The following is a 13,853-nucleotide window of genomic DNA, read 5'->3' as shown; positions in this document are numbered from 1 at the left end:
GACCGGAGGGGCGCTCCACGGTTCCCCGTGGCGCGGGAGGCGAGCATTCTAGGCCCGCCCCGGGCTGCGTCAACGCGGGCGGTTCAGTAGCTGCGCGTGGTGATGGGCTTGGCTTCGGCGCCCAACTCGCGCAGCAGATCGTCAAGCAACGACGATGCGCCGAAGCGCAGATGCTCCGGGGTAATCCAGCCAGCGCCGAAACGCTCCTCCACCAGCGTCCGGTAGCCCTGCGCATCGGCCAGCGTGCGCAGCCCGCCAGATACCTTGAGCCCCACCTTGCCGCCCTCCTCCTCGATGGTTTCGAGTATCACCCGCACCGCCTCGGGCGTGGCATTCACCGCCGCCTTGCCGGTGCTGGTCTTGAGGAAGTCGGCGCCGCCGGCGATGGCTTCCCGGCAGGCCGCGCGGATCAATTCGGGATCGGCCAGCTCGCCGGTTTCCAGGATCACCTTGAGCCGGTGGTACGGCCCGCACAGCGTCTTGCAGGTACGAATCAGCTCCACCGCGCCGGTTGGCTCGCCGGCCTTGAGCTTGCGCCACGGGTAGACCAGGTCGATCTCGTCCGCGCCTTCGGCAAGGGTCTTGCGCACCTCCTCCACCACGTCCGCCAGCGGGGCGTTGCCCGCGGGGAAGTTGCATACGCTGGCGACCTTCACCGAGCGCCCGCCCAGGGTATTGAGTGTGCGCCGGGCGACGTGCACCAGCTTCGGCCAGACACACACCGCCGCCACATCGCCGTAGGGCGTCAGCGCACGGCGACAGAGTTCGACAGTGCTTTGCAGGTCGTCGCGATCATTCAGGGAGGTCAGGTCCAGCAGGGCGAGCGCGCGGCCCGCCGGGGTCTTGCGAGGATCGGTCATCGGCAACACTCTCCTTCGGCTTTCTTCAGCACCGTAGGGCGCATAACCTGGAACAGGTTATACGCCGCAACCTGCACGGCGGATAACGCTGGCGCGTTATGCGCCCTACGCTGCTTCCTTGATGCAGCTGAGGCGACCACCATCACCCTGCTGGTCGCCCCGTGCCCTGTCGCAGATCAGCGGAACGGTGGCTCGTCGAAGCTGCGCAGCTTGCGCGAGTGCAGCGAGTTGAGCTGGGTGCGCAGCAGGTCGACGGCGGCGATGCCGATGGACAGGTGCTGGCTCACCGCGCGCTGGTAGAACGCCGTGGCCGCGCCGGGCAGCTTGATCTCGCTGTGCAGCGGCTTGTCCGAGACGCACAGCAGCGTGCCGTAGGGCACCCGCAGGCGGTAGCCCTGGGCGGCGATGGTGCCGCTCTCCATGTCCACCGCAATCGCCCGCGCCAGGTTGATCAGCGGGCGCTCCTGGGCCCAGTGCAGCTCCCAGTTGCGGTCGTCGTAGGTGAGCACGGTGCCCGTGCGCAGGCGGCGCTTGAGCTGGTCGCCGCGTTCGCCGGTGACCAGTGCGGCGGCTTCCTGCAGCGCCAGCTGCACTTCGGCCAACGCCGGGATCGGGATGTGCGGCGGCAGCACGCGGTCCAGAATGCCATCGCGGCGCATGTAGGCGTGGGCCAGCACGTAGTCGCCGATGGTCTGCGACTGTCGCAGGCCGCCGCAGTGGCCGACCATCAGCCAGCAGTGCGGGCGCAGCACGGCCAGGTGGTCGGTGATGTTCTTCGCGTTGGACGGTCCGACGCCGATGTTCACCAGGGTCACGCCGTCACCATCCTCGGCGATCAGGTGGTAGGCCGGCATCTGGAAGCGATGCCACTCGACGCTGGCGACGATGGCGTTGGCCTCGCCGGCATCGGTGCCGCGCTCGATGATCACATTGCCCGGCAACACCATGCGCACGAAGCGCGGGTCATCGCGCAGGCGCTCCAGGCCCAGGTGGATGAACTGGTCGACGTAGCGGTGGTAGTTGGTCAGCAGGATCCACGGCTGCACATGGCGCCAGTCGCTACCGGTGTAATGCACCATGCGGCGCAGGGAGAAGTCGGTACGCGCAGCGTCGAACAGCGCCAGCGGCATCGGGTCGGCGTTCTCCCATTCGTACAGGCCGTCCGCCACGCCGTCGGAAGTAGCCGACAGGTCGGTGCTGGGGAACACCCGCGCCAGCTCGGCGGCGGTCACACCGGAACCGCCCAGCTCGTCGCCGCTCTCTACCACGTAGGGGTAAGGAATGTTCTGCTGGCTGACACCGACTTCCACGCGCACGGTGAAATCTTCCATCAGCGGGCGCAGCTGCTCGAGCAGGTATTTGCGGAAGGCCTTGGGCTGGGTGATGGTCACCGCGTAAGTGCCGGGTACCTGGACCTTGGCGTAGGCGCGGGTGGTGGATGGCACTTCGCCCTGGCACAGGTAGGTCACCCGCAGCAGCGGGTAGCGGAATTGTTCGCGCTGTTGCGCGTCGGGGACTTCGCGGTCCTTCAGGTACCGCTTGAGCGCCTGGTTCAGGGCGCCGGTGGCACGCTCGTGAAGCACGGCCAGTTGATCGACGGCCTCTTCGGCGGTCTGCGCGACGAAGAACTCGTCGCCAGTCGTAAGACTCATGGTGGGCATCCTGTCTGAACGATCAGCTCCATCTTGCCTGCTTCCGTGGCGGAAGGGGATGACAGATTCAACAGAGACGATCAATGACAGGACCAGGCCAGCTGCCCGTGGCGGGCAGCTGGCAAAGTTGCATCACGCCAGGTGCGGCGTCGCCCGCGCCACCAGCGCTTCCACATCCACTCCGCGCGGCAGGGTGCCGTAGACGCGGCCACCGTCGTCCAGGCGGCTGGCGATGAAGGCGTCGGAGACCACCGAGTTGCCCGCTTCCAGCAGCAGCTTGGCCTGCAGGGCGACGGCGACGTTCTCGGTGAGCTGGCGGGCGCGGTACTGGATGTCCTGGGTATCAGCGAAGGACGCCTTGAGGTTGCCGATGAACGAGGCCAGGCGCGCGTCACCATGGCCGTCGCCCAACTCGGCGAACAGTGCGTCGAGCACGCCGGGCTCCTTGGACAGGGCACGCAGGACGTCCAGGCACTGCACGTTGCCCGAGCCTTCCCAGGTGGAGTTGACCGGCGCTTCGCGGTACAGGCGCGGGAGGATGGTGTCCTCGACGTAGCCGGCACCCCCCAGGCATTCGGCGGCTTCGTTGATCATCGCGGGGGCGCGTTTGCAGATCCAGTATTTGCCCACGGCGGTGACCAGGCGGGCGAACTTGTCTTCCTGTTCGTCGTGCAGGTGGTCCAGGGCACGGCCCATGCGCATGGTCAGGGCCAGCGCGGCTTCGCTTTCCAGGGCGAGGTCGGCCAGTACGTTCTGCATCAGCGGTTGCTCGGCCAATACGCGACCGCCGACTTGGCGATAGGCGCAGTGGTGCGCGGCCTGGGTCAGCGCCTGGCGCATCAGGGAGCTGGAACCGATCATGCAGTCGAAGCGGGTCATGGCGACCATCTCGATGATGGTCGGCACGCCGCGGCCTTCCTCGCCGACCATCCAGGCCAGCGCGCCGCGGTATTCCACTTCGCTGGAGGCGTTGGACCAGTTGCCCAGCTTGTTCTTCAGGCGCTGGATGTAGAACTCGTTGCGGCTGCCGTCGGGGCGGTGGCGCGGCAGCAGGAAGCAGGTCAGGCCCTTGTCGGTGTAGGCCAGGGTGAGGAAGGCGTCGCACATGGGCGCCGAGCAGAACCACTTGTGACCGACCAGCTCGTAGGCCTGGCCGGGACCGGGAATGCCCACCGGGTAGGCGCGGGTGGTGTTGGCGCGGACGTCGGTGCCGCCCTGCTTCTCGGTCATGGCCATGCCGATGGTGGCGCCGGCCTTCTGCTCGATGGGCAGGTTGCGCGGGTCGTATTCGGTGGAGAGGATCTTCGGCAGCCACTTCTCGGCGACGTCCGCTTGCAGGCGGATCGCCGGCACGCTGGCGAAGGTCATGGTCAGCGGGCAACCGGTGCCGGCTTCGGCCTGGCTGTGCAGGTAGCTGAGGCCGGCACGGGCGACGTGAGCGCCGGCACGCGGATCGGTCCAGGGCATGGACGGGATGCCGGCCTCGATGGAGGCGCGCATCAGCTCGTGATAGGCCGGGTGGAATTCGATCAGGTCGACTCGATGGCCGTAGCGGTCATGGGACTTGAACACCGGCTTGTTCTCGTTGGCCAGGAAGCCCGCCGCCATCAGCGGCCCGCCGGCCAGCGCGCCGTAGGCGTCGAGTTTCTGCTCGGCGAAGCCACCGCCGTAGCGACGCACCCACTCCTGCAGCGGTACGTCGACGCGATAGAGGTTGGCGCCATCCAGCGGCGGCACCTGGTTGGTCACTTCGTGGGTTTCGGCGTACTGGTGCGGGATCATGGCTGGTCCTCCATCACAGGCGTGGGCCTGGCAGGTTTTGGCAAAGCAGCAGGGAACGCACCGACGGCGCGCAGGCAGAAGTTCACGAGGGCGTCGCTGACGTCCTCCAGGGAAACCTTGGATTCGCCGGCATCCCGCGCGGCGCGGGCCGGTGGCGAGAGCGGACCGATCAACGCCTCGGCGATGGCGCCGACCAGGCAGGCGGCAGTGAGTTGCACCGGCTGGGGCTGGAATTCGCCGGTGGCGATGCCCTGCTCCAGCAGGGTGATGAACAGGGCAGCGTAGGCTTCGCGGTAGACCAGGCGCTGCTCGTCCACCTCCGGGTCGACCGGTTCGGCGATCAGCGCAAAGGCCAGCTGACGACTGCCCCAGGCACGCGCGGCGAATTGCTGGAGGCCTCGATTCAGGCGCTCGGCGGCGCTGCCCGAATCCTTCAGCAGCACGCCCAGAGCATCGACCTCGCGCTGGCTGGCGCGAGCGAAGACTTCGGCGGCCAGTTCGCCCTTGCCGCTGAAATGCCGATAGAGGCTGCCGGTAGCGATGCCGGCGTCATCCGCCAGGCTCTGCATGGTCAGCGCAGCGAAGCCGCCGTCGGCAACCCGCGCCAGCGCCAACTCGAGGATGCGCTCGCGCTGTTCGCCGTCCTTTTGCAGCCGGGCCTCGGTTTGCCGGTAAGCCATGGTCTGAACCCTGATTCATTGCATTGAAAGCAGTGAATCACGGTTCAGACTTTGGCTGAAAGGGACATTCCCGCCACGGGCGGGGCGATTCTGGCCAAACCGCCGCCGCCCGTAGCGACTGTTACCAGAGCGGCATCTGGTAGCTGACGATGACCCGCGTTTCGTCGATGTCGTTGCCGAAATCGCTGCGGAAGGCGCCGTTGCGCACCTTGAAACCGAGGTTCTTGAACGGGCCGTTCTGCACCACGTAGCCGATGTCGGTGTCGCGCTCCCATTCCTTGCCGCGCCCCTGGCCATTCAGCAGGTCGATGTGGTCGCCCTGCAGGTAGCGCGTCATGAAGGTCAGGCCGGGCAGGCCGAGGCCGGCGAAGTCATAGTCGTAGCGCGCCTGCCAGGAGCGCTCGTCCTTGTTGGCGAAGTCGCCGATCTGCACGAAGTTGGTCAGGTACGGGTCGGTGCCGGACAGGTAGGCGAAGCCGGTGTCGCCGGACATGCGCTGGTAGCCCACGCCGAAACCGCTACCGCCGATGCGGTAGGTGAACAGGGCGTTGAGCGCGCGGTTGTCGACATTGCTGCCGCCATCGTCGGTGGAACGCGCCCAGCGGATGTCGGACTTGAGCGACTGGCCCTCGGCGATGGGCAGCGTGTGGACCACGCTCAGGTAGTGCTGGCGGTAGAAGTTTTCCAGGCCGCCGTAGTGGTAGCTGGTGCTGAGGTTATCGGTCCAGCGGTAGGTGCCGCCGGCAAGGTTGAAGCGGTCGCTGCTGGTATGGCTGCCGAGCACGATGTTGCGCTTGTTGCCACGGGTCATCGACAGGTCTTCGTCGTTGGTCGAGTCACGCTGCTTCACCTGGCGCAGTTGGCCCAGTTGCGCGGTGAGTCCGTCAATCTCGTTGATCTCGGCGAGGCCGCCCTGGAAGGTCTGCGGGTGCAGGCGGGTGTCGTTGTACTGCACCACCGGCATCTTCGGCAGCAGCGTGCCGACCTTCAGGGTGCTTTTCGAGGCGCGCAGCTTGGCGGTCACGCCCAGGTCGCTGTAGTCGTCGGCGGCGCGCTTGTCGCTGGCCGAGTATGGCAGCAGGCCGGAGCCAGTGCGGTCGGGGCTGGAGTCCAGCTTGATGCCCAGCAGGCCGAGCGCATCGACGCCCACGCCGACCGTGCCCTCGGTGTAGCCCGACTCGAAGCGCAGCAGGAAACCCTGCGCCCACTCCTCGGATTTCGACTGTGCGGCGCCGCTCTGGCGATAGTCGCGGTTGAAGTAGAAATTGCGCAGTTCCAGGTTGGCCTTGCTGTCCGCGATGAAGTCCGCGTGGGCGAACAGGGGCAGGCAGGCGAAGCTCGAAACGAGCGCCCGTACGGGAAGATTTTTCATTGTTGTTGTTTCTTCGTCAGGTGAGGTGAAGGCGGCGCCGCTGCTGTCTGGAGGTCAGTACGAGCCCCTCTCCCCCGCCCTCTCCCTGAAGGGAGAGGGTTAGGGAGAGGGAGCCTCCGCGCATAGCCTCCAGAAGAAACGCTTGCTCCCACGCCGCCACATGGAAAATCACTGGATAAGCAAACCCTCCAGTCGCTCGCGGATCAGCTCACGCGCCTCCTCGACGATGCTGCGCAGCAGTTCCTCGCAGCTCGGTTCGTCATCGATCAGGCCCTGGACCATGCCCGCCGACCAGATGCCCAGGTCGGTGTCGCCCTGTTCGTAGACCGTGCGCCCGCGCAGACCGCTGACCAGCGTGGCGATGTCGGCATAGGTGGCGTTGCCGCGCGCCTCGATGGCCAGCACTTCCTGGCTGATAGCGTTGCGCGCGACCCTCGCGCTGTTGCGCAGCGAACGCATGATCACGTCCGTGGAGCGCTCGTCGGCGGCGCGGATGGCCGCCTTGACCTGCGGATGGATCGGGCATTCGCGGGTGCTGAGAAAACGCGTGCCCATGTTGATCGCATCGGCCCCCAGCGCCAGCGCCGCCACCAGTCCACGGCCATCGGCGAAACCACCGGAAGCAATGATCGGCACGCGCAACCGGTTGGCCGCGGCGGGCAGCAGCACCAGACCGGGAATGTCGTCCTCGCCCGGATGCCCGGCGCACTCGAAGCCGTCGATCGACACCGCATCCACTCCCAGTTGCTCGGCCTTGAGCGCATGGCGCACCGCCGTGCATTTGTGGATCACCTTGATGCTATGCTGGCGGAACTCGGCGATGTGCTCGCCGGGGTTGTTCCCGGCGGTTTCGACGACGCGGATGCCGCTCTCGATGATCACCGCGCGGTACTCGGCGTAGGGAATCGGCTTCTGCGTCGGCAGCAGCGTGAGGTTGACGCCGAAGGGCTTGTCGGTGAGTTCGCGGCAACGCGCGATCTCGTCGGCCAGCGCCTCGGGCGTCGGCTGGGTCAGCGCCGAGAGCGTCGCCAGGCCACCGGCGTTGGCCACCGCCGCCGCCATCTCGGCGCGCCCCACCCACTGCATACCGCCCTGCATGATCGGGTGTTCGACGCCGAAGGTTTCGGTGAATCGGGTCTTGAACATGCGCCTGCCTCCGAAAGGTCAGATCGGGTCCCAGGAGAACACGTCCGGGCTGCGCGCCAGGTCCATGAAGCTCCCGCGCAGCGCCGACATGCCGTGCTCGGCGATGCTCTGCGGGGTCCAGCCGTTGTCGCTGTGCACGCTGCGCAGCGGGCGGCTCTGGCTCATCAGGAAGATTTCGTGGTTGCGCGCGGCGAACACCTGGCCATTGACCGCGCTGGCGGCATCGGAGGCGAGGTACACGGCCAGCGGCGCGTTCTTGTCCGGGGTCATGCGTTGCAGGTTTTCCACCCGCGCTTTCTGCTCCGGCGTCTCGGCCGGAATGGAATCGGTCATGCGGCTCCAGGCGAAGGGCGCGATGCAGTTGGAGCGCACGTTGTAGCGCTGCATGTCGAGGGCGATGGACTTGCTCAGGGCGACGATGCCCAGCTTGGCCGCCGAGTAGTTGGCCTGGCCGAAGTTGCCGATCAGCCCCGAGGTGCTGGTCATGTGCACGAAGGCGCCGCTGTTCTGCGCGCGGAAGTGCTCGGCGGCGGCGCGGCTGACGAAGAAGCTGCCGTTGAGGTGCACGTTGATCACCGACAGCCAGTCCTCGGCGCTCATCTTGTGGAAGATGGTGTCGCGCAGGATGCCGGCATTGTTGACCACGATGTCGACGCGGCCGAAGGTGTCGATGGCGCTGGAGACGATGCGCCGCGCGCTGTCCCAGTCCGACACGCTGTCGGTATTGATGGCGCCGTCGCCGCCGCGCTGGCGGATCAGCCCGAGGGTTTCCTCGGCCGGGGAAGCCGAGCCGCCCTCGCCCTGCAGGGACACGCCGATATCGTTGATCAGTACTCGCGCACCGCTGTCGGCCAGGGCCAGGGCGATCTCGCGGCCAATGCCGCCACCGGCGCCGGTGACGATCGCTACCTTGCCTTCGTTGAGTCGTTGGGTCATTGCTCGTTCCTTACTTCAATTCGTGTTTGAGGTTCGTTGTGCGTACGATCAGCTCGGCAGGCCGAGCACGGCCTTGGCCAGGATGTTGCGCTGGATCTCGTTGGTGCCGCCGTAGATGGTGGTCGGCCGCGACTGGATGAAGATGCCCGCCGGGTGCAGTTCAGGGTCGTCGCTGAAGGGGTTGAGCAGCGCCGAATCCGCGCCGGCGATCTCCAGCCCCAGCTCGCTGATGCGCTGGTACAGCTCGGACTGGTGGATCTTCAGCAGGGAAACATCCGGGCCCAGCTCCTCGCCGCGCCGCAGGCGTTCGGCGAAGCGCTCGTAGAGCGCCTTGTGGCAGTCCAGGTCCATGCTCAGCGTGGCGAAGCGCTGGGCGAACACCGGGTCGTCCCACAGGCCCTGGTGACGGGCCAGGCGCACCAGGCGCTCGAGGGCGAAGGTGGCCTGCTTGGGCGAGCCGAGGAAGATGCGCTCGAAGCCGAGCAGCGCCTTGGCCATACCCCAGCCGTGGTTGACCGCGCCGACGAGGTTTTCCTCCGGCACGCGCACGTCGTTGAAGAACACCTCGCAGAACTCGCCCTGCAGCTCGAGGTTGAGGATCGGCCGCACCTCGACGCCGGGGCTGTCCATCGGCACCAGCAGGAAGCTGATGCCCTGCTGCGCCTTGGCGCTGCGCTCGGTGCGCGCCAGCACGAAGATCCAGTTGGCCTCGGTGCCCATGGTGGTCCAGGTCTTCTGGCCGTTGATCACCCATTCGCCGTCGCGCAGCACCGCTTCGGTACGCAGGCTGGCGAGGTCGGAGCCGGCATTGGGCTCGCTGTAGCCCTGGCACCAGATGTCCTCGCCACTGAGGATGCGCGGCAGGAAGCGCTCGCGCTGGGCGTCGGTGCCGTAGCGGATCAGCAGCGGGCCGAGCATGGTGATGCCGCTGTCGGGCAGGCGCGCGCAGCCGTAGTTTTCCATCTCCTCGATCATGATCAGCTGCTTGCCGGCGGACAGGCCCATGCCGCCGTGTTGCACCGGCCAGCCGGGGCACAGCCAGCCCTGCCGAGACAGTGCCTGGTACCACTCCCAGGTGTCGTCACGACCCAGGCGGTGGGCCGGGTTGCGGATGCGTTGCGGGTAGTTGGCGGCGACCCACTCGCGCACCAGTCGACGGAATTCGCCATCTTCAAGGGCGTTGTAATCGGTCATGTCACGGTTCTCTTGATTACTGGCCCCGGAAATCCGGGGAACGTTTTTCGAGGAAGGCCGCTTTGCCTTCGGCGTGGTCGGCGCTGAGGAACAGCTGGCTCTGGAAATCGCCTTCGCGTTCGAGCAGCAGCTCCAGGCCATTGGCCAGCAGCGCCTTGGTCAGCGACAGCGCCAGCGGCGCCTGCTGCTCGACCTTTGCGGCCAATGCCAGCGCAGCATCCAGCGCGGCACCCGGTGCACAGAGCTGGTCCACCAGACCGATGCGCAGCGCTTCCTCGGCCTCGATCACCTGGCCGAACATCAGCACCTGCCGCGCCCGACCGTTGCCGATGCGCGCCGGCAAGGTGTGCAGTTGGCCGAGATCGGCGATCAAGCCGACCTTGCCGAAGCCGGCGGCGAAGCGCGCCGTGCCGCCGCAAACCAGGCTGTCGCAGGCCAGCGCCACCGACAGCCCGGCGCCCACCGCCCAGCCTTCGATGGCGGCAATGATGGGCTTGCCCATGCGCAGCATCTGGCGGATCAGGTCAGCGTTCTTCTGCATGCGCACGCGGCCGGCGTTCAGGTCGGTGACGTGCATGTCGCTCAGATCGCCGCCGGCGCTGAAGACTTCCGCCGAACCGGTGAGCACCACACTGCGCACGGCGGGATCGGCGTCCGCTTCACGCAGCGCGTCGAGCAACGCGGCACGCAGCGCTGTGGGCAGTGCATTGCGCCGCGCCGGATTGTTGAAGCGCAGCAGGCGCACCGAGCCATGGGTTTCCTGCAGCAGCATCTCGCTCATCACGCCACCTCCGCATGCAGCAGGGCGATGTAGCGCGCCCGGTGGAAGGCCAGCGAGCCCTGGCTGTTGAGCAGCACCATGGCGCGGCGCAGGAACAGGCCGATGTCGGCCTCGTCGGTGTAGCCGATGCCGCCGTGCAACTGGATCGCCTGGCGGGTGACCAGCATGGCCGCTTCGGCGGCACGCACCTTGGCGGTGGACACCAGGCGCTGTACCAGGGCAGTCGGCGCACCGTCATCCAGGGCGGTGGCCGCTTCGCCGACGATGGCGCGGGCCAGTTCGATCTGCAGTTTCAGGTCAACCATGCGGTGCTGCAGCGACTGGAAGCTGCCGATCTCGCGGCCGAACTGGCGGCGCACGCCGAGGTAGTCCCGAGTCTGTTCGAAGGCGGCATCCATCAGCCCGACCAGATAGGCCGAGCAGGCCAGCGCCGCTTCGTCGAGGGCGGCGGGCGTGGTCTCGACGAGTTGTGCCGGCGTGCCGTCGAAGCGCAGGCGCGCCAGGTGGCCGCCGTCCTGGGTCGCATCCTGATGCAGGCTGAGCCCTTCGGCGTTGCGCTGCACCAGAGCAAGGCCGGCGTTGCAGGCGACCAGCCAGGCATCAGCCGCAGCACCGAGCGCCACGTGGACGACCTCGCCGCGCAGTTGGCCGTCGCGCAGCACCGGCAATGCCGCATCTGCTTCATAACCGATGCCGGCCGGCAGGATCAGCCGCTCGCCGGCCAGCAGCGCGTCGCGCTCGTCCGCTGGCAGCAACGGAGCGACCAGGCTCGCCTCGATCAGCGGCTCGGGCAGCAGGCCACGGCCCAGCTCTTCCAGCAGCGCCGCGTACTCGGCCATGCCCAGCCCGCTGCCGCCCAGCTCTTCCGCCAGGCGCAGGCCCGGCCAGCCCATGGCGCAGACTTCGCCCCAGGCGTCGCGGTCGACGCCCGCCTGCTGGAAGCGCAGACGGCGCACCCGGCCCAGGTCGCCGCCGCGCGGGACCAGGGAGGCGGCGCTGTCACGGATCAGCCGCAGGCGCTCTTCGCGTTCCTCGGCCATCGCGGTGTGGTCGGTCATTTCATCATTCCCGTGTCGGTTGAACAGCTCCGGCCGCCGCGGGCCGGTACTTGAAACTGCCGGTGGCGCTGGCAATCAGCTCGCCGGCTTCATCGAAGATTTCCGCCGCGCAGAAGCACAGCGTGCGGGTGCGCTTGAGCACCCGGCCGACGGCGTTGATCTCGCCGCGAGTACTGCCCATGAAGTGGGTGGCCATGTCGATGGTGACCATCGAGCAACCCGGCATCTGCGCGCGGATCGCGCCGGCCATGGCGGCATCGAGCACGCTCATCAGCACGCCGCCGTGGAAGCTGTCGATGTAGTTCATCAGCTCCGGGCGGTGGCGCAGGCGTACCCGCACCACTTCGCCATCGACCCAGCGCTCCAGGCCGAGGAACTCCTGGAAGGTGTATCGATCGCGGGGGAACATGTCCGGCCCGGGCGCATTGGCGGCGCGGGTGAGATCGGTCATCGCAGGCTTTCCTCCGTGACGGGTTGGCCCAGCGGGCGGGCAGTGCTGTGCGCAGGCGCACGGGCGGGTGTGCCTGGCTGCACCGTGCGCCCTTCGCGGTTCGGGTCATATAGGCGGTTGGGGATCAACAGCGCCGGGATCAGGCCGGTGATCACGTAGGTGATGCCCATCACCAGGAAGCCCGCGCCGATGGACACATGGGAGGCCAGCAGGCCGATGGCCGCCGGGGCCACCGCCGCGCCAATGCGGCCGAGGTTGTAGGAGGTGCCGACGGCGGCGCCGCGTACCTGAGTGGAGAAGCTCTCGGTCATGTAGGTGGCCAGCACGCCCACCGGTACGCCGTAGATGAAACCGAACAGCGCGAGGATCCAGACGATGTTGTCCGGGGTGTGCCAGAACACGATCACCGGCATGAAGATCGCGGTGCCGATGGCGCCGGCGGCGAAGGTGGCGCGGCGGCCGAAGCGGTCCGAGGCGATCCCGGCGAGCACCTTGCCGAGGATCATCGCGGTGTAGGTGCCGACCATGTAGCCGGTCATGGACTTGAAGTTCATGCCCAGCTCGCTTTCCAGGTACGAGGGCATCCAGTTGTTGGTGCCGTAGTAGCCGAACAGCAGGAAGCATGAGGTGAGGCTCCACAGCAGGAACATGCGCCGCGTGGACGGATCGACCAGCAGTTGGCGCATGCCGCCGCTGGGCGCGCTCTGCTGGCGGTTGCTGCCGGCCTGCTGCAGCCGTTGCGCACGGGCTGCCAGCCAGGACGGTGACTCCGGAACCCAGGGCCGCAGCGCCAGGCAGATCAGCGCCGCGCCGATGGCGGTGAAGAACAGCGCGCGCCAGCCGTAGTCGGGGATGATCTGCCCGGCAAGAACGGTCGCTACCAGGTAGCCCACGGTCCAGCCGGCCTGCATGGTCGCCAGGATGGTGGTGCGGTACTTGGCGGTGACGAACTCGGACATCAGGATGTTGCAAGCGACGAACAGCGAGCCCAGGCCCAGCGAGGAAACGAAGCGGATCAGCGCGAAGGCCCAGAAGTTGTGCGCCAACCCGAGCAACGCGGTGCCCAGGGAGAACACCAGGATGGTCCAGGTCACCACCCGCACCCGACCGAAGCGGTCGCACGCCCAGCCGCCGTAGATACCGCCGATGGCCATGCCGGCCAGGGTGATGCTGCCCAGCGAGCCGGCCTCGAAGTTGGACAGGCCGAACTCCGCCTTCAGGCTGTTCAGGCTGTAGGCGAGGAACATCAGGTCCGCGCCATCGGCGAGCAGACCCAGGAAGCAGAAGAGGAAGGCGATCACCAGGGTCCGCCGCGGTATCGCGGTGCCCTGGGCCAAGCTGTCGGGTGCGTTCATTGTTGTTGTTCTCGCAGGTTGGTTGAGGTCGTCGTCGCGCTATGCCCGCCCGGCGTGTTCTCCCATCTCCGGGGTCAGGCGCACGCGGCCGTTGTCCAGCACCACCACGTCGCGCTCGACGACGCGGGTGCGGAAGGAGCCGTCATTCCAGATTTCGGTACGCAGGGTTTCGCCGGGGTAAACCGGTGCGGAGAAGCGCACCTGCAGATGGGCGAAACGCTCCGCGCGGTAGTCGGCGAAGCCGCGCAGCAGCGCGTGGAAGGCCACGCCCAGGGTGCACAGGCCATGCAGGATCGGCCGTGGGAAACCACCGCGCGCGGCCGCCGCTGGGCTGGCGTGGATCGGGTTGTCGTCGCCGTTCAGGCGGTAGTGCAGCGCCTGCTCGGGGCGAGTCGGCAGGTCGATGACCAGGTCCGGCGCCTGCTCGGGCAGACGGTGCGGTTGGCTCAGCGACTGGCTGTCGCCGCCGAAACCGCCATCGCCGCGCAGGAAGGTGGTGCCGCGGGCAATCGCCAGCACCTCGCCGCTCTGCGCATCGCTGACGACCTTCTCGCTATAGAGCAGCGCGCCCTTGCCGGCGCCCTTG

13 protein-coding genes are annotated in these 13,853 nt (G+C 67.5%); all 13 read right to left on the bottom strand.

The window, feature by feature from the left end; genetic code table 11:
• Positions 1 to 83: 83 nt before the first annotated feature.
• Complete coding sequence (deoC, locus tag A6723_RS25070; protein WP_054906797.1) at positions 84 to 860, bottom strand: deoxyribose-phosphate aldolase; 777 nt, start codon at positions 858 to 860, stop codon at positions 84 to 86.
• Between the two features lie 176 nt (positions 861 to 1,036).
• The gene (amn, locus tag A6723_RS25065; RefSeq protein ID WP_054906796.1) at positions 1,037 to 2,512 is read right to left on the bottom strand and encodes an AMP nucleosidase; all 1,476 of its coding nucleotides are present in this window, start codon (positions 2,510 to 2,512) and stop codon (positions 1,037 to 1,039) included.
• Between the two features lie 132 nt (positions 2,513 to 2,644).
• Positions 2,645 to 4,294 carry an acyl-CoA dehydrogenase family protein gene (locus A6723_RS25060; RefSeq protein ID WP_054906795.1) on the bottom strand — a complete coding sequence of 550 codons (1,650 nt, stop codon included), beginning with the start codon at positions 4,292 to 4,294 and terminating at the stop codon, positions 2,645 to 2,647.
• A complete protein-coding gene (locus A6723_RS25055; protein WP_054906794.1) occupies positions 4,291 to 4,974 on the bottom strand; it encodes a TetR/AcrR family transcriptional regulator in 684 nt (227 codons plus the stop codon). Before A6723_RS25055 ends, A6723_RS25060 begins: the two co-directional genes overlap by 4 nt.
• A 121-nt stretch (positions 4,975 to 5,095) precedes the next feature.
• Positions 5,096 to 6,346 (bottom strand): OprD family porin, encoded by a 1,251-nt coding sequence (locus A6723_RS25050; protein WP_045215042.1) that lies wholly within the window; start codon positions 6,344 to 6,346, stop codon positions 5,096 to 5,098.
• 168 nt (positions 6,347 to 6,514) lie between these two features.
• Positions 6,515 to 7,492, bottom strand: a complete 978-nt coding sequence (locus tag A6723_RS25045; RefSeq protein WP_054906793.1) for an NADH:ubiquinone reductase — start codon at positions 7,490 to 7,492, stop codon at positions 6,515 to 6,517.
• A gap of 18 nt (positions 7,493 to 7,510) precedes the next feature.
• Positions 7,511 to 8,428: an SDR family NAD(P)-dependent oxidoreductase gene (locus A6723_RS25040; RefSeq protein WP_054906792.1), complete on the bottom strand. Its 918-nt coding sequence runs from the start codon at positions 8,426 to 8,428 to the stop codon at positions 7,511 to 7,513.
• 48 nt (positions 8,429 to 8,476) lie between these two features.
• Complete coding sequence (locus A6723_RS25035) at positions 8,477 to 9,622, bottom strand: acyl-CoA dehydrogenase family protein (RefSeq protein WP_054906791.1); 1,146 nt, start codon at positions 9,620 to 9,622, stop codon at positions 8,477 to 8,479.
• Between the two features lie 16 nt (positions 9,623 to 9,638).
• Positions 9,639 to 10,394, bottom strand: coding sequence for an enoyl-CoA hydratase/isomerase family protein (locus A6723_RS25030; RefSeq protein WP_175405587.1), 756 nt, complete (start codon positions 10,392 to 10,394; stop codon positions 9,639 to 9,641).
• An 8-nt stretch (positions 10,395 to 10,402) separates the two neighbouring features.
• A complete protein-coding gene (locus tag A6723_RS25025; protein ID WP_054906789.1) occupies positions 10,403 to 11,461 on the bottom strand; it encodes an acyl-CoA dehydrogenase family protein in 1,059 nt (352 codons plus the stop codon).
• Between the two features lie 4 nt (positions 11,462 to 11,465).
• On the bottom strand, positions 11,466 to 11,870 hold the full coding sequence (locus A6723_RS25020; RefSeq protein ID WP_037006947.1) for a PaaI family thioesterase: 405 nt from the start codon (positions 11,868 to 11,870) through the stop codon (positions 11,466 to 11,468).
• A 38-nt stretch (positions 11,871 to 11,908) separates the two neighbouring features.
• Positions 11,909 to 13,267 (bottom strand): MFS transporter, encoded by a 1,359-nt coding sequence (locus A6723_RS25015; protein WP_054906788.1) that lies wholly within the window; start codon positions 13,265 to 13,267, stop codon positions 11,909 to 11,911.
• A gap of 39 nt (positions 13,268 to 13,306) precedes the next feature.
• Positions 13,307 to 13,853 (bottom strand): MaoC family dehydratase (locus tag A6723_RS25010; RefSeq protein WP_064979882.1); only part of this gene is annotated, 547 nt, incomplete at its 5' end.

This window comes from Pseudomonas sp. AU11447, from assembly GCF_001672555.2.
Taxonomy (GTDB): Bacteria; Pseudomonadota; Gammaproteobacteria; order Pseudomonadales; family Pseudomonadaceae; genus Pseudomonas; species Pseudomonas nitroreducens.
The sequence above is the reverse complement of the archived record's forward strand: the minus strand, read 5'-3'. Positions and strand labels throughout refer to the sequence as shown.